The 26,452-nt window shown below is 61.0% G+C and carries 28 protein-coding genes; 17 read left to right on the top strand and 11 right to left on the bottom strand.

Features of this window, described 5'->3' with window-relative positions; all coding sequences use genetic code 11:
• Nucleotides 1-325 precede the first annotated feature (325 nt).
• From KHU30_RS17290 to KHU30_RS17275, 4 genes are all read right to left on the bottom strand, one after another.
• Nucleotides 326-1,816 (bottom strand): efflux transporter outer membrane subunit, encoded by a 1,491-nt coding sequence (locus KHU30_RS17290; RefSeq protein ID WP_211443860.1) that lies wholly within the window; start codon nt 1,814-1,816, stop codon nt 326-328.
• Nucleotides 1,817-1,847: 31 nt separating this feature from the next.
• Nucleotides 1,848-4,943 carry an efflux RND transporter permease subunit gene (locus KHU30_RS17285; protein WP_211443859.1) on the bottom strand — a complete coding sequence of 1,032 codons (3,096 nt, stop codon included), beginning with the start codon at nt 4,941-4,943 and terminating at the stop codon, nt 1,848-1,850.
• A complete protein-coding gene (locus tag KHU30_RS17280) occupies nt 4,936-6,099 on the bottom strand; it encodes an efflux RND transporter periplasmic adaptor subunit (protein ID WP_211443858.1) in 1,164 nt (387 codons plus the stop codon). The genes KHU30_RS17285 and KHU30_RS17280 overlap by 8 nt, the downstream gene beginning before the upstream one ends.
• A 633-nt stretch (nt 6,100-6,732) precedes the next feature.
• Nucleotides 6,733-7,401 (bottom strand): VOC family protein, encoded by a 669-nt coding sequence (locus KHU30_RS17275; RefSeq protein WP_211443857.1) that lies wholly within the window; start codon nt 7,399-7,401, stop codon nt 6,733-6,735.
• Between KHU30_RS17275 and KHU30_RS17270 the strand changes: the two genes are divergently transcribed.
• The 3 genes from KHU30_RS17270 (at nt 7,400) to KHU30_RS17260 (ending at nt 8,438) form a co-directional block, all read left to right on the top strand.
• Entirely contained in the window at nt 7,400-7,600 is a 201-nt protein-coding gene (locus tag KHU30_RS17270; RefSeq protein WP_211443856.1) for a hypothetical protein, read from the top strand. The two genes, KHU30_RS17275 and KHU30_RS17270, sit on opposite strands and share 2 nt — an antisense overlap.
• Nucleotides 7,601-7,682: 82 nt before the next feature.
• Nucleotides 7,683-8,066 carry a YXWGXW repeat-containing protein gene (locus KHU30_RS17265; protein ID WP_211443855.1) on the top strand — a complete coding sequence of 128 codons (384 nt, stop codon included), beginning with the start codon at nt 7,683-7,685 and terminating at the stop codon, nt 8,064-8,066.
• Nucleotides 8,067-8,147: 81 nt separating this feature from the next.
• Nucleotides 8,148-8,438 carry a hypothetical protein gene (locus KHU30_RS17260; protein ID WP_211443854.1) on the top strand — a complete coding sequence of 97 codons (291 nt, stop codon included), beginning with the start codon at nt 8,148-8,150 and terminating at the stop codon, nt 8,436-8,438.
• A 4-nt stretch (nt 8,439-8,442) separates the two neighbouring features.
• Here the strand turns inward: KHU30_RS17260 and KHU30_RS17255 are convergent, their stop codons facing one another.
• The 3 genes from KHU30_RS17255 to KHU30_RS17245 all read right to left on the bottom strand — a co-directional run bounded on the left by KHU30_RS17255 (nt 8,443) and on the right by KHU30_RS17245 (nt 10,593).
• Nucleotides 8,443-8,967, bottom strand: a complete 525-nt coding sequence (locus KHU30_RS17255; RefSeq protein WP_211443853.1) for a cupin domain-containing protein — start codon at nt 8,965-8,967, stop codon at nt 8,443-8,445.
• Between the two features lie 58 nt (nt 8,968-9,025).
• Nucleotides 9,026-9,484 carry a GNAT family N-acetyltransferase gene (locus KHU30_RS17250; protein ID WP_211443852.1) on the bottom strand — a complete coding sequence of 153 codons (459 nt, stop codon included), beginning with the start codon at nt 9,482-9,484 and terminating at the stop codon, nt 9,026-9,028.
• Nucleotides 9,485-9,561: 77 nt separating this feature from the next.
• Nucleotides 9,562-10,593: a questin oxidase family protein gene (locus tag KHU30_RS17245; protein ID WP_211443851.1), complete on the bottom strand. Its 1,032-nt coding sequence runs from the start codon at nt 10,591-10,593 to the stop codon at nt 9,562-9,564.
• An 82-nt stretch (nt 10,594-10,675) separates the two neighbouring features.
• On the opposite strand from KHU30_RS17245, the gene soxR reads away from it, so the two are divergent.
• Nucleotides 10,676-11,161, top strand: a complete 486-nt coding sequence (gene soxR, locus KHU30_RS17240; protein WP_211443850.1) for a redox-sensitive transcriptional activator SoxR — start codon at nt 10,676-10,678, stop codon at nt 11,159-11,161.
• Here soxR and KHU30_RS17235 read toward each other — a convergent pair.
• Both KHU30_RS17235 and KHU30_RS17230 read right to left on the bottom strand, forming a co-directional pair.
• Complete coding sequence (locus KHU30_RS17235; protein ID WP_211443849.1) at nt 11,148-11,693, bottom strand: GNAT family N-acetyltransferase; 546 nt, start codon at nt 11,691-11,693, stop codon at nt 11,148-11,150. The genes soxR and KHU30_RS17235 overlap by 14 nt on opposite strands.
• 88 nt (nt 11,694-11,781) lie before the next feature.
• Nucleotides 11,782-12,069, bottom strand: a complete 288-nt coding sequence (locus KHU30_RS17230) for a hypothetical protein (RefSeq protein ID WP_211443848.1) — start codon at nt 12,067-12,069, stop codon at nt 11,782-11,784.
• Nucleotides 12,070-12,157: 88 nt separating this feature from the next.
• Here KHU30_RS17230 and KHU30_RS17225 point away from each other — a divergent pair, with 88 nt between their 5' ends.
• A complete protein-coding gene (locus tag KHU30_RS17225) occupies nt 12,158-13,402 on the top strand; it encodes an NHL repeat-containing protein (RefSeq protein ID WP_211443847.1) in 1,245 nt (414 codons plus the stop codon).
• Between the two features lie 91 nt (nt 13,403-13,493).
• Here the strand turns inward: KHU30_RS17225 and KHU30_RS17220 are convergent, their stop codons facing one another.
• A complete protein-coding gene (locus tag KHU30_RS17220; RefSeq protein ID WP_211443846.1) occupies nt 13,494-14,249 on the bottom strand; it encodes a DeoR/GlpR family DNA-binding transcription regulator in 756 nt (251 codons plus the stop codon).
• A 119-nt stretch (nt 14,250-14,368) separates the two neighbouring features.
• Here KHU30_RS17220 and KHU30_RS17215 point away from each other — a divergent pair, with 119 nt between their 5' ends.
• Together KHU30_RS17215 and KHU30_RS17210 are read left to right on the top strand one after the other, a co-directional pair.
• Complete coding sequence (locus KHU30_RS17215; protein WP_211443845.1) at nt 14,369-14,965, top strand: NUDIX domain-containing protein; 597 nt, start codon at nt 14,369-14,371, stop codon at nt 14,963-14,965.
• 89 nt (nt 14,966-15,054) lie between these two features.
• On the top strand, nt 15,055-16,209 hold the full coding sequence (locus KHU30_RS17210) for an acyltransferase family protein (RefSeq protein WP_211443844.1): 1,155 nt from the start codon (nt 15,055-15,057) through the stop codon (nt 16,207-16,209).
• On the opposite strand, the gene KHU30_RS17205 is transcribed toward KHU30_RS17210, so the two are convergent.
• Nucleotides 16,151-16,666, bottom strand: a complete 516-nt coding sequence (locus KHU30_RS17205; RefSeq protein ID WP_211443843.1) for a GNAT family N-acetyltransferase — start codon at nt 16,664-16,666, stop codon at nt 16,151-16,153. The genes KHU30_RS17210 and KHU30_RS17205 overlap by 59 nt on opposite strands.
• 179 nt (nt 16,667-16,845) lie before the next feature.
• Here KHU30_RS17205 and msrA point away from each other — a divergent pair, with 179 nt between their 5' ends.
• The 10 genes from msrA (at nt 16,846) to KHU30_RS17155 (ending at nt 26,389) form a co-directional block, all read left to right on the top strand.
• Nucleotides 16,846-17,601, top strand: coding sequence for a peptide-methionine (S)-S-oxide reductase MsrA (msrA, locus tag KHU30_RS17200; protein ID WP_407928096.1), 756 nt, complete (start codon nt 16,846-16,848; stop codon nt 17,599-17,601).
• 168 nt (nt 17,602-17,769) lie between these two features.
• Nucleotides 17,770-18,387, top strand: coding sequence for a CDP-diacylglycerol--serine O-phosphatidyltransferase (pssA, locus tag KHU30_RS17195; protein ID WP_211443841.1), 618 nt, complete (start codon nt 17,770-17,772; stop codon nt 18,385-18,387).
• 125 nt (nt 18,388-18,512) lie between these two features.
• On the top strand, nt 18,513-18,830 hold the full coding sequence (locus KHU30_RS17190) for a hypothetical protein (protein ID WP_211443840.1): 318 nt from the start codon (nt 18,513-18,515) through the stop codon (nt 18,828-18,830).
• A 112-nt stretch (nt 18,831-18,942) separates the two neighbouring features.
• Nucleotides 18,943-19,668, top strand: coding sequence for a trehalose-phosphatase (gene otsB / locus KHU30_RS17185; protein WP_211443839.1), 726 nt, complete (start codon nt 18,943-18,945; stop codon nt 19,666-19,668).
• A 20-nt stretch (nt 19,669-19,688) separates the two neighbouring features.
• Nucleotides 19,689-21,533, top strand: coding sequence for a glycoside hydrolase family 15 protein (locus KHU30_RS17180; protein WP_211443838.1), 1,845 nt, complete (start codon nt 19,689-19,691; stop codon nt 21,531-21,533).
• A 54-nt stretch (nt 21,534-21,587) separates the two neighbouring features.
• Nucleotides 21,588-22,964: an alpha,alpha-trehalose-phosphate synthase (UDP-forming) gene (otsA, locus tag KHU30_RS17175; protein WP_211443837.1), complete on the top strand. Its 1,377-nt coding sequence runs from the start codon at nt 21,588-21,590 to the stop codon at nt 22,962-22,964.
• 225 nt (nt 22,965-23,189) lie between these two features.
• Nucleotides 23,190-23,393 carry a transcription antiterminator/RNA stability regulator CspE gene (gene cspE, locus KHU30_RS17170; RefSeq protein ID WP_098492995.1) on the top strand — a complete coding sequence of 68 codons (204 nt, stop codon included), beginning with the start codon at nt 23,190-23,192 and terminating at the stop codon, nt 23,391-23,393.
• A 357-nt stretch (nt 23,394-23,750) separates the two neighbouring features.
• The gene (locus KHU30_RS17165) at nt 23,751-24,362 is read left to right on the top strand and encodes a LysE family translocator (protein WP_211443836.1); all 612 of its coding nucleotides are present in this window, start codon (nt 23,751-23,753) and stop codon (nt 24,360-24,362) included.
• Between the two features lie 170 nt (nt 24,363-24,532).
• The gene (locus tag KHU30_RS17160) at nt 24,533-25,600 is read left to right on the top strand and encodes a sensor histidine kinase (RefSeq protein ID WP_211443835.1); all 1,068 of its coding nucleotides are present in this window, start codon (nt 24,533-24,535) and stop codon (nt 25,598-25,600) included.
• Between the two features lie 45 nt (nt 25,601-25,645).
• Nucleotides 25,646-26,389, top strand: a complete 744-nt coding sequence (locus KHU30_RS17155; protein ID WP_211443834.1) for a LytR/AlgR family response regulator transcription factor — start codon at nt 25,646-25,648, stop codon at nt 26,387-26,389.
• The last annotated feature ends 63 nt before the right edge of the window (nt 26,390-26,452 follow it).

Below are 26,452 nucleotides of genomic sequence, written 5' to 3'. Positions count from 1 at the left end.
CGCCGGATTGAATTAAGTTGAACGGTTGCTTTACAAAAACGCGGACGAAAAAAAACGCGGACCAGCCGCGCTTTTTTCATCTTGCAGGTAGAAAAAGGCCTCGACTAGCGTCGCTCACAGATTGTGGTGGTAGTTCGCGGTGTCATAACCGGGATGCCTTTCTCGCTCTTACAGATGTTGAATTCATTACAGCTGCGCCGCCGGGAATGACGACAACAGGATGCTTCCGATCATACCAGAAAATTTATGCTGCATGGCAAGCGCGCAACATGCGCTGTTGCTAATCTGCCTAAAGCGCCGCCCAATTTCCGGCTGAACGGCGCATTTACCGCGCTGTTGCGGCCGCCAACGGCTCGCCGCGATTCCACCAGCCCCCGCCCAGCGCCTGGAACAGCGCCGCCGTATCGGCAAAGCGCGCCGCCTGCGCCTGCGCCAGGCTGATTACCGCCTGCTGATAGGTTTGCTGCGCCGTCAGCAAGGTCTGCGGCGTGGCCGCGCCAAGCTGCACCGATTTGCGCGAAATCTCCAGGCTGCGCGCAGCAGCGCGCTCGGCCAGATACTGCGCCTGCAGGGCGTCGGCATCGTACTGCAAGGCGCGCAGGCTGTCGGCGACGTTCTGGAAGGCGTGTATCACCGTGCTTTGATACTGTGCCGCGGCTTGTTCCAGCAAGGCTTCCGAGGCACGCTTCTTGTGCAGCAATGCGCCGCCGGCGAACAGGGGCTGGGTCAGGCCGCCGACCAGGCTCCACAGGCCGGTGCCCGAGGTGAACAAATCCCCCATCTGCGCGGCGGCGCTGCCGATATTGGCGCTCAGGGTAATCTGCGGCAGCATATTGGCGGTAGCCACACCGACAGCGGCGCTGGCGGCATGCAGCTGCGCTTCCGCCGAACGGATGTCAGGGCGCTGCTGCACCAGGCTTGAAGGCAGGCTGAGCGGCAGTTGCTGCGGCAGGCTGAGGCTGGCCAGATCGAATTTCTGCTCCAGCTCTTCGCTCGGGAAACGCCCTGCCAATACCGTCAGCAGGTCGCGCTGCAGCGCCAGCGATTTCAGCAGAGGCGGCAGGCTGGCCTGGGTCTGCGCCAGGGCCGCCTGCTGCGCCAGGACGTCGGCCTGGGCCACATCGCCCAGCTGGTACTGGCGCTGCAGCAGCGTCAGCAATTCGCCCTGCACCTTGAGCACTTCCTGTGTCGCCGCGATCTGCGCCCGCAGTGCGGCTTCCTGCACGGCGGCCGCGACCACGTTCGAGGTCAGCGTCAGGTAAGCCGCTTCCAGCAGGTATTTCTGCTGCTCGGCCTGGGCTTGCAAAGCTTCCACCTGGCGGCGGTTGCCGCCGAACGCGTCCAGCGTGTAGGAAACGCTGACCTGGGCGGTGTGCAGGTTGAACGGCGATGTGCCCTGTCCCGCCGACACCGGCTGCTTCTGCCGGGTCGGCGCCAGGCTGGCGTTGACGCTCGGCAGGAACGCGCCCTGCTGCGCCGACACCTGTTCCTGGGCGGCACGCAGCGCCGCCTGCGCCGATTGCAGATCCGGATTGGCCTTGAGCGCCTGTTCGATGACGGCATTCAATGCCGGCGAATTGAACAGAGTCCACCACTGGGCGGGAATATCCATGCCTTCGACGAACTGCTGGGCAGCGCCGCCGACGGTCTCTGCGGACGAGGTTCTTGTCTGCAGCGGCTCTTTCGTGTACCCCTTGACCTGTGGCGCATCCGGCTGCTTGAAATCCGGTCCGGCGGCGCAACCGGCCAGCGCCAGCGCTACTGCCATCACGGAGATTCTCAGCGGCCGATTGAAATGCAATTTCGTTGTATTCATATTTTTACCTGCTCGTTTTTTATCCCGCGCCTTAGCGTCCGTCACGCTCTTTACTGATGCCGCGGCGGCGTTCAATCCAGTTTTCCAGCGAATAATAGAAAGCGGGAAGGATGAACAGGGTCAGCATGGTGGCGACCACCAGCCCGCCCACCACCACCGTCGCCAAGCCGCGCTGGACGTCGGTGCCGACCCCGGTCGCCAACGCCGCCGGCAGCATGCCGACCGAAGCGACCGTAGCCGTCATCAGCACCGGCCGGAATCGCTCGAACGCCCCTGCCAGCACGGCATCCCGCAAGGCCATGCCCTGGCGCCGCACGCGGTTGATGTTGGAAACCATGATAATGCCGTTCTGCACCGCCACCCCGAACAAGGCGATGAAACCGACCCCGGTGGCGACGTTGATGGTGCCGTTGGTGACACGCAGCGCAATCAGGCCGCCCAGCGCCGCCAGCGGCACCACGCCCAGTATCAGCAGCGCTTGCCGCAACTTGCCGAAGCCGGCGTACAGGATCACCGCCATCAGGCCCAGCACCAGGCCGAACACCAGGATCAGGCGCGACTGCGCGCGCTCCTGGTTCTCGAACTGACCGGCCCATTCGAGGCGATAGCTGGCTTTGTCGAAATTCACTTTCTGCGCCACCTGGACCTGCGCTTCCTGGTAATAGGAAAGCAGGTCGCGATCGGCGTAATCCAGGCGCACGGTCAGCTGGCGGTGCGTGTTTTCATGGGCGATCGTGCTCTCGCCGGTGGTGGTGCGGATATGGGTCACCTGCGACAGCGGAATACGCGCGCCACTGGCCGTGGTCAGCAACAGGTTGCCGAGCGCCTCCGGACTATTGCGGCTGTTCTTGGCGAAGCGCACCGTGACGTTGTGCACCCGGTCCGCCACATACAGCTGCGTGACCGGAGCGCCGCCGATGCCGGTCTGGATCAGGGCGGCGATATCGGCGACATTGATCCCCAGCCGCGCGGCGGCGGCGCGATCGATATCGATCGCCACCTGCGGCACCGGCGGCTCCTGGAAGATGGCTACGTCGGCCGTGCCCCTGACCTGCTTGAGCACCGTGACGATCTGTTCGCCGATGCGGCGCAATTCCTTGAAATCGTCGCCGTACACGCGGATCACCAGCGGACTGTGGGCGCCGCCGACTGCATCGTTGACGCCGTCGCTGATCGGCTGGCTGATGCCGATCGAAAAGCCTGGAAGTTGAGACAGGCGCTGGTTCAACTTGTGCACGAACTGTTCCTTGGTCTCGCCGTTGGCCCATGTACTGTACGGCTTCAGCCCGACCGGCACTTCCATGTGCGAAGGGGTCCAGGGATCGGTGCCGTCGTCGCTGCGGCCGAGCTGGGTCACGGCATACGACACCTCCGGGAATTCCAGCAAGGTGCGGCGCAGCTCGCTGGCCATCTCGCTGCCCTTTTCCAGCGACAGGCCGGACGGCATCTGCACTTGCAGCCACAGGGTGCCTTCATCCATGTTCGGCATGAACTCCCTGCCGGTAGCCGCGCCCAGGACGATCACGCCGGCCAGCGCCAGCGCGCCGAGGCCGTATGACACCGCGGGATTGGCCAGCAGCCGCCCCAGGGTCTTGCGATAGCCGGCGCTGAGCCACTCCAGCGGCTTGTTATGGAAAATCCGGCGCGGTTTGTGCAAGGCCATGTAAGCCAGGCCGGGTACCAGCACGATGCTGCACACCAGCGCGCCGATCAGCGCGTAGCTGACGGTAAACGCCATCGGCGACAGCAGCTTGCCTTCGGCGCGCTCGAAAGCGAACAGCGGCAGATAGGCGACGATGATGATCAGGGTGGCGAAGAAAATCGGCCGTATCACCTCGGTGGTGGCGTCGCGCACATCGGTCTCGCTCAGCTCCGCCTCAGGCTTGGCTTCGCGCCGCCGCAGGACCGCTTCGGTGACCACGATGGCGCCGTCGACAATGATGCCGAAGTCGATCGCGCCCAGCGAGAACAGGTTGGCCGGCATCTTGGTCAGGTACATCATGATGAACACCGCCACCAACGCCAGCGGAATCGTCACCGCCGCCACCAGCGCGCTGCGCGGGCTGCCGAGAAAGAGGATAAGGACGATGCACACCAGGCCGATGCCTTCGAGCACGGTATGGCCGACCTTGTGGATGGTCAGCTCAATCAGGTCGTCGCGGTCGATGTAGGGCACGATCTTGACGCCCATCGGCGCCAGCTGCTTTTGCAGCTGCGCGACCTTGGCGTGCACGTCCTTGATCACTTCCGAAGCGTTCTGGTATTTCAGCAGCTTGACGATGCCTTCGATGGTGTCGGGATTGCGGTCCTTGCCCAGGATGCCCTGCCGCTCCTGGTGGCTGTACTGCAGCTTGCCGAGATCGCGCACCAGCACCGGCACGCCGCCGGACTGCTTGACCACCACGTTGCCGAGATCGGTCAGGCTGCGCATCAGGCCGATGCCGCGCACCACATAGCCCTGCTCGCCGCGGGTAATGCGGCTGCCACCGGCGTTGGCGTTATTGCTGTTGATCGCGGTGGTGACATCTGACAGCGAAACGCCGAAGCGCTGCAGCTGCTGCTGGTCTACTTCCAGCTGGTATTCCATGGTCAGGCCGCCGAAATTGCCGACTTCGGCAATGCCCGGAACCTGCTGCAATTCCGGGATCACGATCCAGCGCTGGATCTCGGACAGCTCCATCAGGTTCTTGCTGTCGGATTCCAGGGTATAGCGGTAAATTTCTCCGGCGGCGCTGGTCACCGAATCCAGGCTGGGCGTGATGCCGGCCGGCAGCGCGGCCTGGGTCATGCGTTCGGTGACGCGCTGGCGCTCCCAGTAATCCTCGGCGCCATCCTTGAACGTCAAGGTAATCAGCGACAAGCCGAAAGTGCTGGACGAGCGCATGTGCACCAGGCCAGGCGTACCGCTCAGCTGGCGCTCCAGAGGGATGGTGATCTGCTGCTCCACTTCTTCGGCTGCGAGGCCGGGCGCCTGGGTCGTGACCTGGGCGGTGACGTCGGACAGTTCAGGATAGGCTTCCACCGCCATCCGCGTCCACGAGTAATAGCCGAACAGGGTCACCATCAGCACCACCAGGATCACCGCATAACGCTTTTGCAGGCAATAACGAACGATCTTGTTAATCATTGAGCAGCACTCCGCCCTTGATCACTACGCGATCGCCGACCAGCAGACCCTTCTGGATCCGCACGCTGCCGTCTTCCTGGTTGCCGGTTTCGATGGTGCGCCGTTCGAAGGTCCATGGCGCCACCTCGACGAACACCGTGGTGTTTTCATTATTCATCAGCAAGGCCGATGGCGGCACCACCGGCGCCGCGGACTGCGCCACCGCAAACGAGGCGTTGGCGAACATATTGGGCTTGAACTTGCCGTCGCCGTTCGGCACGCTGATGCGCACCAGCGCCCGCCGCGTATCCGGCTGCAGTACATCGCTGACAAACGACACGTTGCCGCGGAACTTCTCACCCGGATAGGCTGGCAGGCTGATGTTCACCGCCTGTCCCTTCTTGACTGCGGACAGCATGTTTTCCGGCACGCTGGCGGTGATCCAGACATTGTCCAGGTTGGCGATGGTCATCAGGACCGCATTCGGATCGTTGGCCGACTGCCCGGCGCCTATCGACAGCACCGTGATGCTGCCGGAGCTTGGCGCTACCAGGTTGAGACGCTGGCCGCCGCTGTCGGCGGCGCTGGCGCCGCTGGCGCTGAGCGATTTGAGACGGGTATCGGCGCGGGCGAATTCAGCCTGCGCCTGCACATAGGTGCTTTCCGATTGCTCCAGGTCCTTGGCGGCCCCGGCCCCGGCCTGCTGCACGCCACGCTGGCGGTCCAGCACGCGTTTGGTGAGCTGCAGCGTATCGCGTGCCTTTTGCAGGTCGGACGTAGCCTGGGCAAAATCCCCCGAGGTCATCACCAGCAGCAACTGCCCTTTGCGCACATGATCGCCCAGGCCGACCTTCAGTTCCAGCACCTTGCCGGCCACCGGCGGCAGGATATTGATGGTGCGGCCAGGATCGGCTTCCACCTGCGCCGGCAGTTCCAGCGCATGGGTGGCATCCAGCGAGGCGACGGTTTGCACGGCCACGCGCGAGCGCAGCGGCGAATGTTCCGGAATCGTGATGCGCGCGCCCTGCCTGATGAAATTAGGGTCGGCGGCAGCGCCGGCTTCAGCGGCAGCGGCCTTGCCCTGATGGCCGAAGGCGACGAAAGCGATGGCGCCGGCAATCAGCGTGGCGACGGCAACGATCGCAAGGGGCTGGCGTTGCAAGAGATTATTTTTCATGATGATGCTCGTATTGGAAGATCGGTTTTCACGTCATCCCGCAAGCTGAGCTTTTGCAAAGGCGGGATACTATTTATTGGCAACGGATGCGGCCAGCGCTGGCGGATCCGGCTTAATCCGGCGCGGCAGGCAAACCGCGCCGGCAACATGTACAGCGCGCAGTGCCGGCGTTCCGGACCGGGAATATCAGGGACTGGGATCTGCGGGAGTCTTGACCAAAGAGAATTTCGGCACGTCAGCGCAGCCGCTCTTTTCAAGCAGGCCAAGCAGATGCGCCGCAAGCTGCCCGGCCAGCGGCGCCGACAGCATTGAAAGCACAGGGGCCTGGCGCCTTAGCAATAGAGAATTTTTAAACATCGAAGCAGCGCCAGTGAATACCCGTTGATCTCAATCAGCCGCCAACCAGCAGTTCGCGGAAAACCTGACACATGCGAACGCCTTTTACCGCGCTCTGCACGTGGCCCCAAACTGGGACTGCTACAGGCTACAGAGCTATCCTGTCAAAAGCCTGAATGGAAGCTGACAAAATCCTGACAGGCCAGGAATACCCTCAGACTGACATGTGAAGCGACGCTTTGCCGTATGAATAAATTATTATCATTACAACAAAACAAGGAATATACACGGGGAAAATTACACAGGGATGACACTTGCGGGAGGACCAAGCCGGCGCACCCCGGCTGGCGTCTGGATATACGCCGTCAGGCGAGGCGCCATGCCTGGACCGATAAGGTTCACGGAAAACACTCCGTGGAAAGCGTTCAGCGCCAGCATGTTGCTGAGCTGCTCCGCATCGGCAGGCGCCAGGTCGGCCTCCAGGCCCAGCAAGGAACAACCCAGGTCAGGCAGCCTGCTGGCCGGATGCGGCTGGGCTTGCCATTCGATCAGCGTCGGGGCGATGCCCTGCATCGGCAGGCTGCCGTCGTCAGGAATCGTGATCAGCCAATGCAGCTGGCCGCGCGTCATCGGCACAATCGGCCCCAGCGCGACGGCGGATGCAGCGGATGCGGCAGCAATGTCGCTGGTGCGCGCGACCCAGGTCGCCAGGCGCGGCCGGGCTTCGGGCGTGATCCGGTCAAGCTGGAACCAGCGCGGCCGCGCCGGCGGCGGCGCCTCCGGGTTCACCGCAATCACTTCCAGAAACAGCCCTTCGCCCAGCCGCAGCAGAGCATTATGGGTGCCCATGCGCGGATGTTCGCCGCCGGCCTGAAGCGCGACGCCGAGCACCTGCTGTACGTATGCAGTTCCTTCCGCCAATGAAGGCGCGGTGATCACAAGGTGGTCAATGCAGCTATGCAGCATGGCGGTCTTTCGTATGAGCGCAGTGGCGCAAACGATGCTGGAGCCGGCTGCCAGAGCGAAACGATCCGGCGCAGACCAGCAGCGCTGCGGCAGGCAGGGAGCTGCCGGCGCCGACCATGTTACCCAGATAGGCCAGGCGCGCCAAGCCTTTTGCGCCCGGCGCCAGGCATCGACAGATGCGCCATCGGAACAGACTTGAATGTAATTAATTGCATCATTACTTGGCGCTTAAACAATCCCAGGTATAGTGACCCTCGATCGAACAATACGGGAAAATGACTATGAAACGTATTCTCTGCGCACTCGCGCTAGCCGCGGTCGGCGCGGCCGCTCTGCTGCCGGCCCAGGCAATGGCGCAAATCGGCGTCAACATCATCATCGGCACGCCGCCACCGCCGCCGCGCTATGAGCGCGTGCCGCCGCCGCGCGTCGGCTACCTGTGGGCGCCAGGCTATTGGAACTGGGATGGCCGGCGCCATGTCTGGGCTGGCGGACACTGGGAAAGGGCGCGCAACGGCTATCGCTACGACCGGCCGCAATGGCAGCACGGCCGCAACGGCTGGGAACTGCATCGCGGCGGCTGGCAGCACGGCGGCGGTCATCATGGCAGACGCCATGACCAGCGGCGCGATCATCGGCGCGGCAACGATCACCGCCATCGCTGATTTTTTCCGGCAACCCGGCAAGGCTGACGCACCAGGCCGGCTGCCCTTCAATTTCAATATATACAGGACTCAAGGACAGACATGACAATTAAAAAATCCTTCGCCATCGCCATGCTGCTGGCTTCAGCCGGCCTTTCCGTCGCCCATGCCCAGGATAACGGTGCGCGCGCCTCGCTGGACAATGCAAAACCCGGCGCCAGCGAAGAATGCCGGCGCTTGCAAGAACGCGTGCAGGAACTCGACCGCATGGATGACGAACGGGTGGCGCGCAAAGGCCATGCCGGCTTGCAGCAAAGCCCGGTGCAGACCAAGGAATGGATAGACAAGGAACGCAAGGATGCAAAGACCAAGATGTTCTTTGCGAAATGCTGACGTTCTAAGCGGTTTCGTCGGGCCGCGCCTGCTGCCCGACATCGACGCCTTCCCAGTACGCAATCACGGCTGACTTGCGATAGCCTTCTCCCATCAGCTTCACGTCCACCCGCCCGGTCTCGGGAAATACCGCTACATCGCCCGCATGAGAATTGCCGAACACCAGGTAGCGGCATGGCGCCGGGCTGCGATTGATCATGGCATGGCCGACTTTCTGGCCGGCGGGGAAACAAACGTAATGCCCGGCAGAGAGTTCATAAACCTGGGCGCCCAGTTCTAGCGTCAAACTGCCCTCCAGGACGAAGACATGCTCCTCTTCCAGCAAATGGTAGTGCGACTGGTTGGCTTGCCTGCCAGGTTCCAGCACCTCCATCGAAACGCCAATCTGCGAGGCGCCGCCAAACGAGCTGAGGTGCTTGTAACGCAGGCCGAAGCGCTCGCCGCGTGAGAATTCCACCCAGGGCACGCGGCTGACATGGAAGGGTTCGAATACGCCCTCGGCATTCTTTGACGTCGGTTTTTCGCTCAACTCAGCACTCCTCTCGGTTTAGTTCGGCAATGAGCATGATGCAGGGATCAGAGGCCGCTCACAATCGCAACGCCATGGCGCGGAATCCGGGCGGCAGCGTTCTGCTGCTTTCCGCCGGCAGGAATCCCAGGGCCGCATAGAAGGCCACGGCATTGGGGGCCGAGTTGAGGCGGATCGCAGGCCGTTCGCTCAAGGCGCGGCATTGCTGGATCGCCGCCAGCGTCAATGCGCGGCCTATGCCCTGGCGTTGCAGCTCGGGCGTGACGAACAAGCTACACAGATTCCAGAAATTCTTGACCAGCACCACGGCGACTATCCGGCCGTCGCGGGTGTATTTGAGATGGCAGCAATGCTCTTGGTTCGCCAGCCACCAGTCGAGGTTCTGATGGACGTTATGGATCAGCTCCGCTTGCAGGACGGGATCGCTGGCGAGCTTCTCGGCGACGATGATGCTTTCCGTGAACTGGCGCAGCTGCTCAAGGTCATGGGATTCAACTGATTGTATGGCGTCGATCATTGCGGCGGATCCAAAGCTGGGCACGGCAGCCGGTTAAAGAATTCAGGTCGAATTTACCATGAATCCGCCGTCGCAAATCAACTCAGATGCCGCACCCTTCGCGCCGCGGCGGCCGAATACAGGAGCGACGGCGCCCGCAGGTTTTCGCAGTAGCAGGTGTACACGGTCTTGATGTCATGATCGTCATCGGATGACAGCGCCAGCCTGAACAGCTGCGGCCAGGGATCGGCGCCGTCCGCCAGGGCATGGCCCTTGCCCTCTGCAAGCGGCGGCGCCCCGATCGATACATAGGCGGCGCAGAAGGCCTGCCACAAGTCCGGCAGCAGACCCTCTGCGAGCTGTTCCGGCAAATGGCTGAAAACGCGGCGTACCGCGTGCAGGCCGGTCACCATATGCATGGCGGTGAAATTATTTGTTTGCCAATACAACTGGATCGCCACGCGCGCCATATCGTCCAGCAGCATGGTGCTGAGCGGCGTCAGCCTGGGCGGCGCCGGCAGCGCCGAGCGGAACAGCGGATCCAGCGCCACCGCGCGCAGGCGGGCGGTAATCATGTCGCCTTTGAATACGGCGCCCTGCAAGGCTGCCGACAGGCTGGCAAGGCCGGCGCCGACGGAGGCTGCCACGCGATGCTCGTCAACGGCGATCTCGATCGGCAGATTGCCGCTGACCAGCGCGGCCAGGCCGGCAGCGATTTCACCGTCGTGCATCGCTTCCAATCCATAGGCAAGCCGGATTACCGCGTGAAATGCGCCGCTGGCCGGCGCAAACGGCAGCCGGCTGAAAACCTGCCCGATCACCGCATCCGGCCCTTCTTCCATCATCCACTCCTGGAAACACAGGCGCAAGGCGGCGAACGCGTCAGCCTGGCTGATATATGCCGGCCACGATTCGCGTGCGATGCGCAAGCCGGACGGCGCCTCCGGCAGCGCAAAACGACGCTCCCACTGCTCGAAGAATTCATGCAGGCGCGCCGGCGGCGCCCCCATGGCGGCAAGCGCGCATAGCGCCATCGGGCAATGATTGGTGGTGCCTTTGCCGTTCAGCGCAAAACGGCCGTTGGCGTCGAGCAGCTGCTGGAGTGCAAGGTCTTGGATCAGTTCGCTCATTGCGTAGCCTCGAAATTAATATGACGACCCGATTATCAAAGTTAAAGTAAACTTGAAGTCAACATGAATTTCGAGGGACATCATGAGCGATCAATTGATCACCATCGGCGAGCTGGCCAAGCGCTCCGGCGTCGCCGCCAGCGCACTGCGTTTCTATGAAGAGCAGGGCCTGATCGGCAGCAAGCGCGAAGCAGGCAGGCAACGGCAGTTCGCGCGCGACGTGCTGCGCCGGGTCGCCTTCATCCGCGTCGCGCAAACGGTAGGGCTAAGCCTGGACGAAATCAGGCTGGCCTTGTCTGCCCTGCCATTGCAGCGCACCCCGACCAAGCAGGACTGGGAACGCCTGTCGCGCTCGTGGCAACCGTTGCTGCAGCAGCGCATCGACACATTGACCGCGCTGCGCGACCAGCTCACCTCGTGCATAGGCTGCGGCTGCCTGTCGCTCAAGAAGTGCGCACTCTACAATCCTGAGGATACGGCGCAACGGCGCGGCAGCGGCCCGCGCTACCTGCTGGGCGACCGCTCCGAGGCGGGCCTCGCCGAATCAGGCGTTGTCAAACCGGCTTGATGCCACCGATGCGCGCGTACACCCAGAAATCCCGAGGTTGGCCACGCACCATCCTGAAGTTGCGCAGCAGGCCCTCGCGCTGGAAGCTGCATTTTTCCAGGACCCTCACCGTGCGAATATTGGAGTCAAGCGCGGTGGCCTGGATCCGCACCACGTCAAGATGGTTGAAAGCCCAATCCACCATCGCCGCGCAGGCAGACGGCGCAATGCCCATGCCCCAGACGCCGGGCGCCAGGTCATAGGCAATCTCCGCAGTCTTGTTCAGCGGCGACAGGCTGTGAAAACCGATGGTGCCAACCAGTTTGCCGGAACTGCGCAGCACGATGGCAAAACGCAGTTCCGAAGCCGGATCCGAAGACTCCAGGGCGTCGAATTTTTGCAGCAGATCGTCGATGGAAAGCAGCTGCCAGCTGGTGTGTTCGAGCACATGCGGCATGGTCAGATAGGCATGCCAGGCGGGTGCGTCGGCGCGGTTTAGCGGGCGCAGACGAACAAGATCGTTCTGCAGTTCTGGCGGATTGATGTGTTGCATGGCTAACCGGAATGAAGTGGGTGGACCGCTTCATCATAGCGCAAAGAAACATGACGCCAGCTCCGCCCGCCACGATGCCGGTCAGCGTTCATGCTGCCATCCAGCGGCCTTCTTCATCGACCTTGATAGCCTTAAATTTCCCGGCAGGCACTTCGATCGTTTCAAATCCGACTACGGTGAATTTGTTATTCCATTGTTCGAACCGGTGCATCTTGTTCGGATGCTGTTCCGTATATTGCACTTCGCAGGTTTTTCCGGCGGCCCAGGGGAAGGAAAGCGGCTTGTTAACCACCGTCTCTTTACCGTTGATGTCGCGGCTGCGGCTCCAGTCGGTATGCGTCACCAAAACAATCCGCACCGAAACATTTGGAAACAACTTTGTTTCCAAATAGAAAAAATGTCAATTTATACTCCTCAACGCAAATTGGAATCTCCTATATAACTAACAACAATGAGGCAAATGCATGCGTCCCTATATTCGGTCAACGCTGGTACTCGCACTAATTTCAATATTGACGGCGTGCGGCGGCGGCGGTGATTCAGGTGGTACGGCGGCGCCCGCCAACACAACGACTACCGCGGCGACCACGCCGGCAGTCGTGCCAAATGGCAGCACCGTGACCATGACGCAATACAATTCCGTACTGGTGCCGGCGGGTACTACCGTGACTTCGCCCAACGGCAGTGTCGTCACTATCAATGGCACATCCAATACCATCTACACCCAAGTTGGCGCGACGGTCAGTGTGCCGGCCAATGCTGCCGGCCCGGCTAACAATCTTGTATCGACCGGGCAAGCACCTAGCGGTGCGGTTGCCACGTCTGCCATTACGGTCACCGCGATTGCAGGTTCGGCGACCACCAATCAGACTCCGGTCGACGGTGTCGGCGCTGCAGCTGTTTTTTGGGGCGGTGGTCATATAGCGCTAGCTCCCAGCGGAAACATCATCGTTTCGGATCGCAACGTAGTACGCACTGTAACCCAAGCCGGCGCCGTAACAACCCTTGCTCCGACTGGTCAACCCGCCAACTGGGAGGGAATCGCGGTCGATGGCAACGGAAACGTCTTCGGGGACGGCAGTTCAGGAATATTGTCGATGCAACCAGCTACATGGGGATCATCGATCAATGAATTAAGCACGACAGGGGTCGTCAAAAGCTTCGCGGAAAATTGGAATGTCACCACAAATTTCAATGCAATTTCTATTGGAGGACTGGCAATTGACGGCAGCGGAAATCTGTATCTGGCTGACGGACCAAATAATCGCATAGTGAAATTCACGGCTAACGGTGTCATGTCGATACTTGCCGGTAACGGCAGCAGTGGAAATAGTGACGGCACGGGTACGGCCGCAACGCTGAATAATCCGTTGGACCTGGCGATCGATACCAACGGCAATCTCTATTTTATCGACTCATCATCCAATCCGCAAAAATCGACCATTCGAAAAATCACGGCGAACGGCGCAGTCAGCACCATAGCTACTTTGGGAACGCTGGGCACCGCGATTGCCGTCAGCCCATCCGGAAACATTTATACCACTGACGGCGTCTCAAACATAATCCGCCTGGACGCCAAGGGTAATGTCACGACATTTACCACCGGCATAAGCTCTGGATTTATAACCTCGATGGTCGCTGACAGTAGTGGAAATCTATTTGTTGATACCCGTGGCACCGGCGCGCAGATTCTGAAAATCTCGTTCTGATTTTCAGGCAGTGGTTTTATAGATCCGGTTCGCCCGACAGGTCGAACCGGTCACCTAAGAAGCGTGGAACATGCCCTGATGTCAAAGCCGGCTAAGCCAAGGTAATTGCAATCCCCATCTTGCGATAAGGCGCAACCAGGGCTTCCTCCACCCCGGCATTGACCACAATGTCGCTGACCTGGCTCAGCGGCGCGATCTGGAATGGCGAGGCTGTGTCCAGTTTCTCCGGCGAGGCCAGCACCACCGTCCTGGCCGCCGCATCGCTGAGTGCGCGCTTGACGCCGGCCTCTTCAAAATCGCCCGTGCTGATGCCGGCCTGCGGATGCAAGCTGCACACTCCCATGAAATACAGGTCGGCGCGAATCCGCCCTATCGCTTCCAGCGCAGCCGCCCCTACCCCCACGATCGAATGCTTGAACAGGCGGCCGCCTATCATGATCACTTCGATATGCGGATGCGACACCAGTTCGATGGCGATGGACGGACTATGCGTCACCACTGTCGCCCGCAAGGTCAGGGCCAGTTGCCGCACCAATTGCAGCGCAGTCGTGCCGCCGTCGACGAACACGATCTGGCCGGGCTGGATCATGGCTGCGGCGGCGCGGCCGATGGCGGGCTTGGCGTCGGCCGAAATCTGCTGGCGTTCGGCAAAACCGGCCAGCGCCGGCGATGCCGGCAAGGCGCCGCCGTGCACGCGTTGCAGCAGGCCTTCTTGCGCCAGCTGGCGCAGGTCGCGCCGGATGGTGTCCTCTGACAGGCCCAGTTGTTCGCTCAGCGCTTTGGCGACGATCTGGCCGTCGCGCTCCAGGATTTCCAGCAAATGCTGTTTGCGTTGCAGGGTTAGCATAATTTGATTTGCACGTTTTTTCTTGATATTTCACGATATTGCATGATAAATTTCATTGGCGCAAGTCCACGACGTAAGTTCACGACGTAAGTCCATCCAAACATTATCGGGAGCACCGCATGCACGACGACAGAGTCAAGATCCGCAAGGTTGAAGTATTGTCGGACGACTGGTATCTGCTGAAAAAAACCACCTTCGACTATCGCCGCGGCGACGGCAGCTGGCAAACCCTGACGCGCGAAACCTACGACCGCGGCAACGGCGCCACCATCCTGCTCTACAACCGCGAACGCTGCAGCGTCATCCTGATCCGCCAGTTCCGCTTTCCCACTTTCGGCAATGGCCATGACGGCTTCCTGATCGAGACCGCCGCCGGCTTGCTCGACCACGCCAGCCCGGAGCAGCGCATCCGAGCGGAAGTCGAAGAAGAAACCGGCTACAGCGTCAGCGAGGTGCGCAAGGTGTTCGAAGCCTTCATGAGCCCGGGATCGGTGACGGAAAAACTTTATTTCTTCGTCGCTGAATACGCGCCGGATGCGCGCATCGGCGACGGCGGCGGCCTGCAGGCCGAAGGCGAGGATATCCAGGTGCTGGAACTGACGCTGGAACGCGCCATGCAGATGGTCGCCAGCGGCGAAATCGCCGACGGCAAAACCATCATGCTGCTGCAGTACGCGCAGCTGCATCTGCTGCCGGCCGCTACCGGCGTGAATTAGTCCGGGTGAGAAAAAAGCGCATTTCTGCCTGCAGCCGTGCGCGAATAAAAAGTAGAATCTGCCCTATCAGGAACCCACCAGAAAATCCGATGACGCTTCATGTCGACCGTAACTTCAGAATAGATTTACTCAGAGGGATTTCAATCTGCCTGGTCCTGCTGCTGCATTATCAGCTGTCCTATTCGCTGACCGACAGCCCGCTGCGCTATCTGCTCTCCAAGGAAGCCATCCGCGCGCTGACGCTCAACGGCAACTACGGCGTCACCATGTTCTTCGCGATTTCCGGCTACCTGATCACCGCCACCACCATCCAGCGCTACGGCGGCCTGGCCCAGGTCGATATTGCGCGCTTCTATGTCTTCCGCATGGCGCGCATCTTCCCCTGCCTGCTGGCGGTGCTGGCCATCATCGCCATACTCGGCCTGCTCGGCCTGCCGGCATTCATGAACGTCGCCAAGCCAGGCTGGCCGGCCGTCGGCATGCCGCTGGCGGTGCTGTCGGTGCTGACCTTCTGGCACAACGTTTTGATGCAGCATGCCTGGTATTTCAATTACGCGATGAATATCTACTGGTCGCTGTCAGTGGAAGAGGTTTTTTACCTGCTGTTTCCCTTGCTCTGCTTCGGCCTGAAGCGCGAGTGGGCCATCGCCGCAGTGTGGGTCGTGGCGATTGCCGTGGGGCCGATTTACCGCAGTTTCCATACCGCTGACGAAATCTATTTCATGTACGGCTACGCCGCCTGTTTCGATGCGGTCGCCTTCGGCTGCCTTGCCGCGCTGTTTGCCGGCAAGGTGCGCCTGCGGGGCTGGCTCTGGCGCCTGGCCCAGGTCGCCGCCGCGTGCCTGGTGGCGAGCATTTACCTTCGCGGCATCGATGGCCATGAGATCTTCGGCTTCAGCCTGATCGCCGCCGGCACCTCGGTGCTGCTGCTGGGCGCGCGTAATGAAAAGGTGCCGGCCTGGCTGCAAGGCAGCCGCCTGCTGGCCGCAATCCGTTGGTTGGGACGGCACAGCTATGAGCTGTACCTGTTCCATATCGTCATCCTCGGACTGATGCGCAGCGTGGTGCCGAAAGGCGCCATGCCCTATGCCTGGAAGCTGCCGGTGCTGGCATTGTTCCTGTTGGTCTCCGCCCTGGCTGCCGGCCTGATCGCACGCTTCTATTCGGAGCCGGTGAACGCCTGGCTCAGGCAGGCTTTGCTGCGTCCGCGGCCAGCGGCGGCGTCGCTTGGCCAGCGCGGCTGATCTGCGCCTGCATCCATAGCACTTCGGGAGTCGATTCCGCTTCGACCTCGGCAAACCCGAGCCCGGCGTAAATCGCGCGCGCCGCAGGATTGTCGCGGTATACACGCAAGGTCGCGGCGTTGACGCTATAGGCTCGAACCGCTTCTTCCAGCAGCAAGCTGCACAAGATCTTGCCCAGGCCTCTGCCGCGCGCTTGCGGCGCAATGACGATGCGGCACAGATGAGCAACGCCAGGCTGGCGCAGGCGGTACTGGCCAAAACCGAGGATGTCGGCATCTCCCTGGCGCAGCACGTAGCTGGCGCCAGCCTGCACCTGCAGCAGCCGCGGCAGCTGTGCCGGGTCGAAGGGATAGGCCAGCTGCGGACCGGCCCAGCGGGCACAGGCTGCCGCATCGGCAATCCACCCTGCGATTACGGCGTAATCCGCAGCCACCGGCAACCTTAATGAAACCGTCATACACTCTCTCTCGCAGGTAAGTTAAAGCAGCCGCAAGCGGCCATGGCATGTTGCCACGGGCGAATTGGCAAAGCAACATCAGCTCAAGCGATACACGGAAACGTAACAGATCGTCCGTAAGGAAATCTCCCCGCTGCCGACCAAGTACCAGTGCTGCCTTACTTATCACAACCAAGAGGATGACCATCATGGACAAATTGCCAACAAAGACAAAACCAGCGGGCGCCGCCTTGCCCTGGACCGGAGGCGTGCTGGCCGCCTGCGCGCTCGGCGCGGCATTGCTGTTTAGCCAGAATCTCGCCTTTTCGTCAGAATCCGCAAAGATGGTTCCCGCCCCTGTCAGCGACGAAGCGGTCGTCGCGACTGAACATTCGGAGACAGCAGTGTTTGCCGGCGGCTGCTTCTGGGGCGTGCAAGGCGTGTTCCAGCACGTGCGCGGCGTCAGCAATGTGGTCTCGGGCTACGCCGGAGGCAACCGCGACACCGCCCAGTACAACCGGGTCAGCGAAGGCGATACCGGCCACGCGGAATCGGTGCAGATCACCTATGACCCGACCCAGGTCACCTACGGCAAGCTGCTGCAGATATTTTTCTCGGTGGCGCACGATCCCACCGAGCTGAATCGGCAGGGGCCGGATACCGGCAGCCAATACCGCTCCGCGGTGTTCCCGGCCAACGACATGCAGCGCAAGGTTGCGCAAGCTTATGTGGCGCAGATCGACCACGCCAAAGTGTTCAGCAATGCGCTGGCCACCAAGGTGGAAGCGCTGCGCGGCTTCTATCCCGCCGAGTCTTACCACCAGAACTTCCTGACGCGCAATCCGAGCTATCCCTACATTGTCGTCAACGATTTACCCAAGATCGACGATCTCAAGCGCCTGTTCCCCGACATGTACCGGGCCCAGCCGGTGCTGGCCAAGGCCGACAGCCGCTGACGCCTGGCGGCCCCAGCCGGGCGGTTCCCGGCTTTTTAACGCATTCTCTGTCATCCGCGCTGTCCGGTGACAGAGAGCGGCAGTTACCGGCGTGCATACTCTATGTGATAAATTCAGGGCTGAGATTTTTCCACCCCTCTTATCACTATAAGCTCCCGGATTAAAGCAATGACCAAACCAAAGCCGTTTTCGATGATACGCGAGTTCCATCTCGCCGACTGGTTCACCCTGAGCAACGCATTTTGCGGCGTCGGCTCCCTGTTTTCCGTCATGACCTATCTGCAGACGCGCGAAGTACTGCATCTGCTCATCGCCTGCGCCCTGATTCCGGCGGCGCTGGTATTCGATATTCTCGACGGCCGCATCGCCCGCTGGCGCGCGCAAAGCTCTGCCATGGGGCGCGAACTGGATTCGCTGGCCGACGTGATTTCATTTGGCGTGGCGCCGGCGATCATCGCCTACGGCTGCGGCATGCAGGGACTGGTGGATCGCATCATCCTGGTATTTTTCGTCGCCTGCGGGGTATCGCGCCTGGCGCGCTACAACGTCACCTCGGAAAAGCTGTCCGACGGCGAGGGCAAGGTGAAATATTTCGAAGGCACACCGATCCCGACTTCCATGCTGCTGGTGCTGGTGCTGGCCGCTGCCGCCTGGAATGACGCTCTCGGCGCACAGCTGTGGCTGGGCGTGGTGTATGTCGGCGGCTTCCAGTTTCATCCCATGGCGCTGATGTTTGCGGTGTCGGGCGCCTTGATGGTGAGCCGCATCCGCATCCCCAAGCTGTAGGGCGCCAGCCGGGCAGCGGATAAAAATCATGAAAAAAAATCGGCATAAAATTCTCCCGGGCCGCCACTAGCGGCCACAATAGGTCTACACTCAAAGTTCAAGCAGTGCAGATCGGGAGAGGCATCATGACCGAGATTGATCCGAAAAGCAGTTTTCGCGGGCTGCCGTTGACGCCAGAGCAAGATGCGGAAATCCGCCATTACATCAACGTCAAGAAGCGCCATGGCGAGCCGTGGGATACGCCGGAACTGAACGCCATGCTGAGGGACATGCTGGAACCGCCCGGCGAAGATGAGGAAGAATCAGCCCTCAACCTGGATTCGGCAAAGTGCGCAGCCGAACGCGCCGCCACCTTTGTCGATGACGCGATGGAGCCGATTGAAGCCAGCGAAGAACGCAACGCCGCCATGGAATTCGAGGCGATGAAAGCGCAGGGATTCTAAAACGCTGGCTTGCGGCCCACCCTGCCGCAAGCCAGCCTTCGCGTTGATATCAAACTGGCATGCCTCGTATTTATCACGGGAACTAATCCTTGCTGGATCCGCCATACATAGCATGTCCCTATCAAACCATGCTTACGACTTTAGCGTCGATGCGCTGTTCCTGGACTTCGACAATACCCTGGTCGATCTTGCTCCCCGCCCGGAGAGCGTATTGGTGCCGCCAAGCCTGATAACAAGCTTGCAACGGCTGCAACGAGCGGCCCACGGCGCCCTTGCCATCGTCAGCGGCCGTCCGCTGGAACAGATCGATTACTTCCTCGCGCCCTTGCGTTTGCCTGCGGCCGGCGTCCACGGCGTCGAGCGGCGCAGCGCCGATGGCCGCATGACGCAGCTTCCGGTGCCCTCGATCGAGCGCCTGCTGGCGCATCTCAATCCACTGGTGGCGCAGCACGCCGGCCTGCTGCTGGAAGTCAAGCGCGGCGCCCTGGCGCTGCACTACCGCCGCGCGCCGGAACTTGAACAGGCCTGCGTGAAGGCAATGACGGCGGCGCTGCGCCATGAAGCCGGATTTGCTCTGCTGCGCGGCAAGATGGTGGTGGAAGCCAAGGCTGCGGATGCCGACAAAGGCAGCGCGATTGCGGCCTTCATGCAGGAGCCGCCGTTCATCGGCAGGCGCCCGGTTTTCATCGGCGACGACATCACCGACGAGGCCGGCTTCGCCTGGGTGCAGTCAGGCGGCGGCCTCGGCATCAAGGTCGGCCCCGGCGACAGCCTGGCGCACGCGCGCATCGCCAGCGCCGCCGCGGTGCGCGCCATGCTGGCCCGGGTTCTGCAATAACCAATGTGAAGGAAGAAACCATGACCACGCTCCCCACGGAAACGTCGGCCGCCGCCTCGGTTGTCGCCGATGCGGCCATTCCCTCCACCTCGTCGCTCGATCTTGGCGTTATCGGCAATTGTTCCTTCAACGCGCTGATCGACAAACTGGGGCGCATCGTGTGGTGCTGCCTGCCTCGCTTCGATGGCGATCCGGTGTTCAACGCCCTGCTCGATCCCAACGACAGCGGCAGCCTGTGGAGTTTCCAGCTAGAGAATTTTTCGCATAGCGAGCAGTGGTATGAAGCCAATACCGCGGTACTGCATACACGCTTGCACGATACCTTGGGCCAGAGTGTGGAAATCACCGATTTCGCGCCGCGCTTTGCCAGCCGCGGGCGCTTCTTCCGGCCGCTGACGATCGTCCGCCGCATCCAGCCGCTGAGCGGCGCGCCACGCCTGCGCGTCATGCTGCGTCCGCGTTTCGACTGGGGCCGCGAGGCGCCGGCGATCAGCCGCGGCAGCAATCACATCCGCTATATCGGCGCAGCGCAAACCTTGCGCCTCAATACCGACGCTCCGCTCAGCTATCTGCTGGCCGAGACGTCGTTCGTCGTCAGCCGCCCCCTGAATTTCATCCTGGGGCCGGACGAGACCATGAGCGAAGGCATCGGCGATACCGCGCGTCGCCTGGAACAGGAAACGCTGGCCTACTGGCGCGGCTGGAGCCGGGCCCTGGCGACGCCGCTGGAATGGCAGGCGGCGGTGATCCGCGCCGCCATCACGCTCAAGCTGTCGCTGTATGAAGACACCGGCGCGATCATCGCCGCCATGACCACCAGCGTGCCGGAAGCGCCCGGCAGCGCGCGCAACTGGGACTATCGCTATTGCTGGCTGCGCGACGCCTTTTTCGTGGTGCGCGCGCTCAACAGCCTGTCGGAACTTGGCACCATGGAAGACTATCTGCGCTGGCTCGGCAATGTCGTGGTGCGCAGCGCCGGCGGCCATGTGCAGCCCTTGTACGGCATCGGCCTGGAAGAAGCCTTGCCGGAACTGACCCTCGACCACTTGCCCGGCTACCGCCATCATGCGCCGGTCCGGGTCGGCAACCAGGCTTACGAGCATTTCCAGCACGATGTCTACGGCAATATCATCCTCGGCGCGGCGCAATCGTTTCACGACGAACGCCTGCTGCATCGCTCCGGCGTCGAGCAGTTCCGGCATCTGGAAGCGGTGGGTGAACGCGCGTTCGCGCTGTATGACCAGCCGGACGCCGGCATGTGGGAGCTGCGCACCCGTTCGCGCATCCATACTTCGTCGGCGCTGATGAGCTGGGCCGCCTGCGACCGCCTGGCCAAGATCGCCGGCAAACTGGAACTGAGCGAACGCGCCGGCTACTGGCATGAGCGCGCAACAGTCATCGGACAGCGCATCCTGAGCGAATCATGGAATGAAGAACGGCAAGCCTATGCTGAAAGTTTCGGCGGCCGCGATCTCGACGCCAGCGTCTTGCTGATGGTGGAAGTCGGCCTCGTGGCGCCGACCGACGAGCGCTTTATCGCTACCGTCGATACGCTCGAAAAATACCTGTGCGACGGTCCCTACATGCGGCGCTACGAAGCGCCTGACGATTTCGGCCGGCCGGAAACCGCTTTCAATATCTGCACCTTCTGGCGCATCGACGCGCTGGCGCGCATCGGCCGCAAACAACAGGCACGCGAGATCTTCGAAGCCATGCTGGCGGCCCGCAACCATGTCGGCCTGCTGTCGGAAGACACCCATCCGGTCACCGGCGAAATGTGGGGAAATTTCCCGCAGACCTATTCCATGGTCGGCATCATCAACTGTGCGATGCGCTTGTCGGCCGCCTGGGAGAGCGCCATCTGAATCCCGACCGCAGCTCCTTCCATCCCATGTATTAAACCAAGAAAGGAAGCGCCCATGTCACGCCTGGTAGTCGTATCCAACCGACTTGCCGATCCGCGCAAACCGGCGGCGGGAGGTCTGGCGGTAGCGCTCGGCGAAACCCTGAAAAACACCGGCGGACTGTGGTTCGGCTGGAGCGGCACGACAGTCAAGGACGGCGCTCCCGGAGAGGGTGAACTGCACGTGCATCAGGCCGGGCCGGTGACGCTGGCCGAAATAGATCTGAGCCAGGAAGACCATGATGCCTATTACCGCGGTTACGCCAACGGCGTGCTGTGGCCGGTATTCCATTACCGGCTCGACCTGGCCAACCTGGAGTCCGGCTACCTGAGCGGCTATCGGCGCGTCAACCATCTGTTCGCGCGCAAGCTGATGCCGCTGCTCAAGCCGGACGACATGATCTGGATCCACGATTACCACCTGATTCCGCTGGCTGCGGAATTGCGCGCCATGGGCTGCGACAACCGCATCGGTTTCTTCCTCCACATCCCGCTGCCCCCGCAGCAGATACTGGCGGCGATTCCATCGCACGAATGGCTGATGCGCGCCCTCTTCGCTTACGACCTGGTGGGCTTCCAGAGCGAAGCCGACCTGCTGAATTTCTCGCATTACGTGAAAGCCGAAGCCACCGCCGAAACCATAGGCGCCGGCCAGTTCCGCGCCTTCAACAGCACCGTGCAAGCCGGCGCCTTCCCGATCGGCATAGACGTAGACGAATTCCAGCTGCTGGGGCGCGCGCGCGAAGCAATCGACACCTACGAGAGCACGCGCACTGAATATTCACGGCGGCGCTTGCTGGTCGGCGTCGACCGCCTGGATTATTCGAAAGGCTTGCCGCAGCGCATACGCGCCTTTAACGAACTGCTGCGCGAATATCCGGAGAACCAGCACAGCGCCACCCTGCTGCAGGTAGCCTCGCCCAGCCGCGAAGACGTCGACGCCTATGCCGACATCCAGCACGAACTGGAAAGCCTGTGCGGCGCCATCAACGGCAACTACGGCGATTTCGACTGGATGCCGATCCGCTACATCCACCGCACTGTGGCGCGCAAACGGCTGCCCGGCCTGTACCGGGCTTGCGACGTGGCCCTGGTGACACCGCTGCGCGACGGCATGAACCTGGTCGCCAAAGAATTTATTGCGGCGCAAGATGAAGCCGATCCGGGCGTGCTGGTGCTGTCCCGCTTCGCAGGCGCCGCCGAACAGCTCAAGCAAGCGCTGCTGGTCAATCCCTATGACATCCCAGGCACCGCGCAGGCAATCCAGCGCGCCTTGCAAATGCCGCTGGCCGAACGCCAGGCGCGCCATGCGGCGCTGCTGGCGAATGTTCGCAAATACGATGTGCATTGGTGGTGCAGGCAGTTTCTGCAGACGCTGACGGCGGTCCGCTGACAGTGAACAAGATGACAAAATAGAGGATTGGCACGAAAACAACACTGCCCATGCATATTCGCTATTGACGAACCGTCTTAAGTTGGTTAGCGTACAGAAGCGACCTCTTGGCACCATTAGTCTGAGTGCGTGGCCACACTTCAAAGTTTGATCGTGTGTAAATTAGTTAGTGAAAAGCCAAGCGCTTTAGCACTAATACGATGTGTAATTAATTGAGAGATTATCATGGCAACAGGTACTGTTAAGTGGTTCAATGATTCCAAGGGTTTCGGCTTCATTACCCCGGACGATGGCGGCGAAGATTTGTTTGCGCACTTTTCCGCAATTACCATGGATGGCTTCAAGACACTCAAAGAAGGTCAAAAAGTGCAATTTGATGTCACCCAGGGCCCTAAGGGCAAGCAAGCATCCAATATCAAAGCTCCTTGATGTGAAATAGCGAACGGAGAAAACTGGAAATTCTTCGTCCGTCAGGCAGGAAAACCAGCTTATTCAAAGACTCGCCAGGACCTTGAGTCTGTTGCCATTGCCAGTCCTGTCCGGAGGGCATTGTCGCAAGCGATCTAAGAATCAAAAAATGGGAGCCGCACTGTGCTCCCATTTTCTTTTCAGTCTTTTCAGCGGACCGCGGCAAGGCCGCCGTTCTTGAAATTCCCCTTGCCTTGAATCCCGGCTCCCTTCTTCAGCAAATTCCTGCTCTCGGGCAATCTCCGCTTGCTTTCAATGATAGACTTTGAAACCGCGCAGCCGCATCGGGCGCGCAAGTTGAATCGTGGAGACAAGCTCATGACGCTGGGATTTTTGCTGACCACCTTGATCATCGTCGCCTCGCCCGGCACCGGCGTCATCTATACGCTTTCCGCCGGCTTGTCGCGCGGCACCAAAGCCAGCGTACTGGCGGCCTTCAGCTGTACCCTTGGGATCCTGCCGCATCTTGCCGCCGCAATGCTGGGGCTGGCGGCGGTACTGCATTCGAGCGCCATAGCCTTCAATGCCATCAAATATGCCGGCATCGCCTACCTGCTGTTCATGGCCTGGAATTCGCTCCGCGAAAAAGGCGCGTTGCGCGTGGAGGGCGCCGTCGACCAGCGCTCCGACCTGCGCGTGATCATCGACGGCATCCTCATCAACATCCTCAATCCCAAGCTGTCCATCTTCTTTGTCGCCTTCCTGCCGCAATTCGTCAGCCCGCAAGAAAGCCATCCGCTATTCCGCATGCTCGAGCTGTCCGGCGCCTTCATGCTTGCCACGTTCGTGATTTTTTCCCTCTACGGCATCTTTGCCGCCGTCATGCGCGACCATGTGATAACGCGGCCAAGCGTGATGACATGGATGCGCCGCAGCTTTGCAACCGCGTTCGGCGCGCTGGCGGTGAAGCTGGCGCTGACCGAGAGATAAAATCGGGAATAATGGCCGGTTAGCGCAGTACCGACCTGGCCTGGGCAAGAATCCGAAAATCTCCGATTCCCGCATTTCAGCCACTGATTTCCTCAATTCAGCCCAAGGCATGCCGCAAATGCTGCGTTCTGGTAGACAATCAGGCATCGGAGATTTGACAAGGACCGAGCATGCGTCGTCGCATCTGGCTACTCTATCTGGCTGCCTGGTTGCCCGTTTTTCTATTTTATTTTCTTGCGACCCAGGGCGAAGGCCTGTTCAACGGCAATATCCGGGTTGGACAAGGCCTGCTTTCGGCAGCATGCTGCCTTGGTCCGGCGATCCCTCTTCTGTTCCTGGTATGGCCGTTGACCGGGTACCTCAAGCGCAGCAATCGCAGTACGGCTGCGTCGGCCGCAATTCACATCGGATCGGCCCTGTTCCTCACCGTGCTGTGCATGTCTCTGGCAGCCATCTTTGTTTTCTACTATGGCAACCCGGAGGCTTCCAAATCAGATGTAGAGCAATGGCTCATATGGCAATCCTGGGGCTATCTCATGATGTATGCGGTCAGCGCAGGCATTTTCCACGCCATCCGCGCCATCGAGACCACCCGCTTGCAGTCTATCGCGATTGCGCAGGCCGAAGCCTTGCTGGCAAAGTCGGAATTGACGGCGCTGCGCAATAAATTGAATCCTCACTTCCTGTTCAACACGCTGCATTCCATCATCGCCCTCACCCGCAAGGAATCAAGCGCAGCCGAGGCTGCGCTGCTTAAATTCTCGGACATGCTGCGCTATATTCTCGATACCGAAAAAAGCGGAGACACCATGGTGACGCTGGATGAGGAACTCAAGTTTGTGCGCGACTATCTTGCCCTCGAAGCGCTGCGCCTGGGCAGCCGCCTGCACGTTGAATGGGATATCGACGATGCCGCCCGCTACCATCTGCTGCCGGCGCTGACCGTGCAGCCGCTGGTGGAAAACAGCATCAAGCATGCTTTCAATCCGCACAGCCGGCCGGGAAAACTGGCTATCAGCGCCCGTATCAATACCGCCAGCAAAGGCATCGACATCACGGTCAGCGACGACGGCCCCGGCTGCGACGCGCTCGCCATGAAGGAATCAGCCGGGCTAGGCGTAAAGACGGTCGCCCGGCGCCTGCAGCTGGAATACGGCCGGCGCGGCAATCTGGAGATCAGGACGGCGCCAGGCGCCGGCTGCGCCATACACCTGTCGATTCCGCTCGAAGCTGCCTGAACTGCCCGTCCCCCGGGCGCCATCTCACCAACCTCATAAAGAGCCATGAAAACGAAAACCGTCTTTATTGCAGAAGATGAACCGCTCGCCCGGGAAACCTTGCGCGACTGGATCCAGGCGCATCCGCAGCTGCGCCTGATCGGCGAAGCCGCCGATGGCGCCAGCGCCCTGAAACAGATCGACAAGCTGGCGCCCGATGCCGTGTTCATGGATATTCAAATGCCGGAAATGACCGGCCTGGAAGTGCTGCAGCGCCTGACCCACGCGCCGGACTTCATCTTTACCACCGCCTATGACCAGTATGCGGTCATCGCGTTCGAGCTGAACGCGATCGACTATCTCCTCAAGCCGTTCTCGCGCGAGCGCTTTGATGCCGCTGTCGAACGATTGCTGGAGGTTGCCGTGCCATCCAAGGATCTGCTGCAATTGGCGCTGAAGCAGGCAGCCGAGCAGGAAACCGCCATGCTGAAGCGGATCCTGGTACGCGACCGCGGCCATATTTTCCCGCTGGCGACGGATGAGATCGAATATCTGAAATCGGAAGAAAAATACACCGTGATCGCAGCCAGGAAAAAAACCTTCCTGGTGCGCATCGGACTATCGGAACTGAGTACGCGGCTCGACCCGGGAAAATTCATCCGCATCCACCGCTCAACCTTGATCAACCTGGATTTTGTCGAATCGATGAGGGCGGATGACCAGTCTCAGCTGCAAATCCAGATGCGCGACGGCACCCTGCTGGTCGCCAACCGGGAAGCGTCGAAGATGTTGCGCAGCATGTCGATCTAAAAAAAACCCGCCTGCCTTGCGGCGGCGGGTTAAATCCAAAACTTAGGGAGAGTTGGAGGAGAC

Source organism: Collimonas humicola (assembly GCF_018304945.1).
Taxonomy (GTDB): Bacteria; Pseudomonadota; Gammaproteobacteria; order Burkholderiales; family Burkholderiaceae_D; genus Collimonas; species Collimonas humicola.
This window is presented reverse-complemented; position numbering and strand designations above follow the sequence as displayed.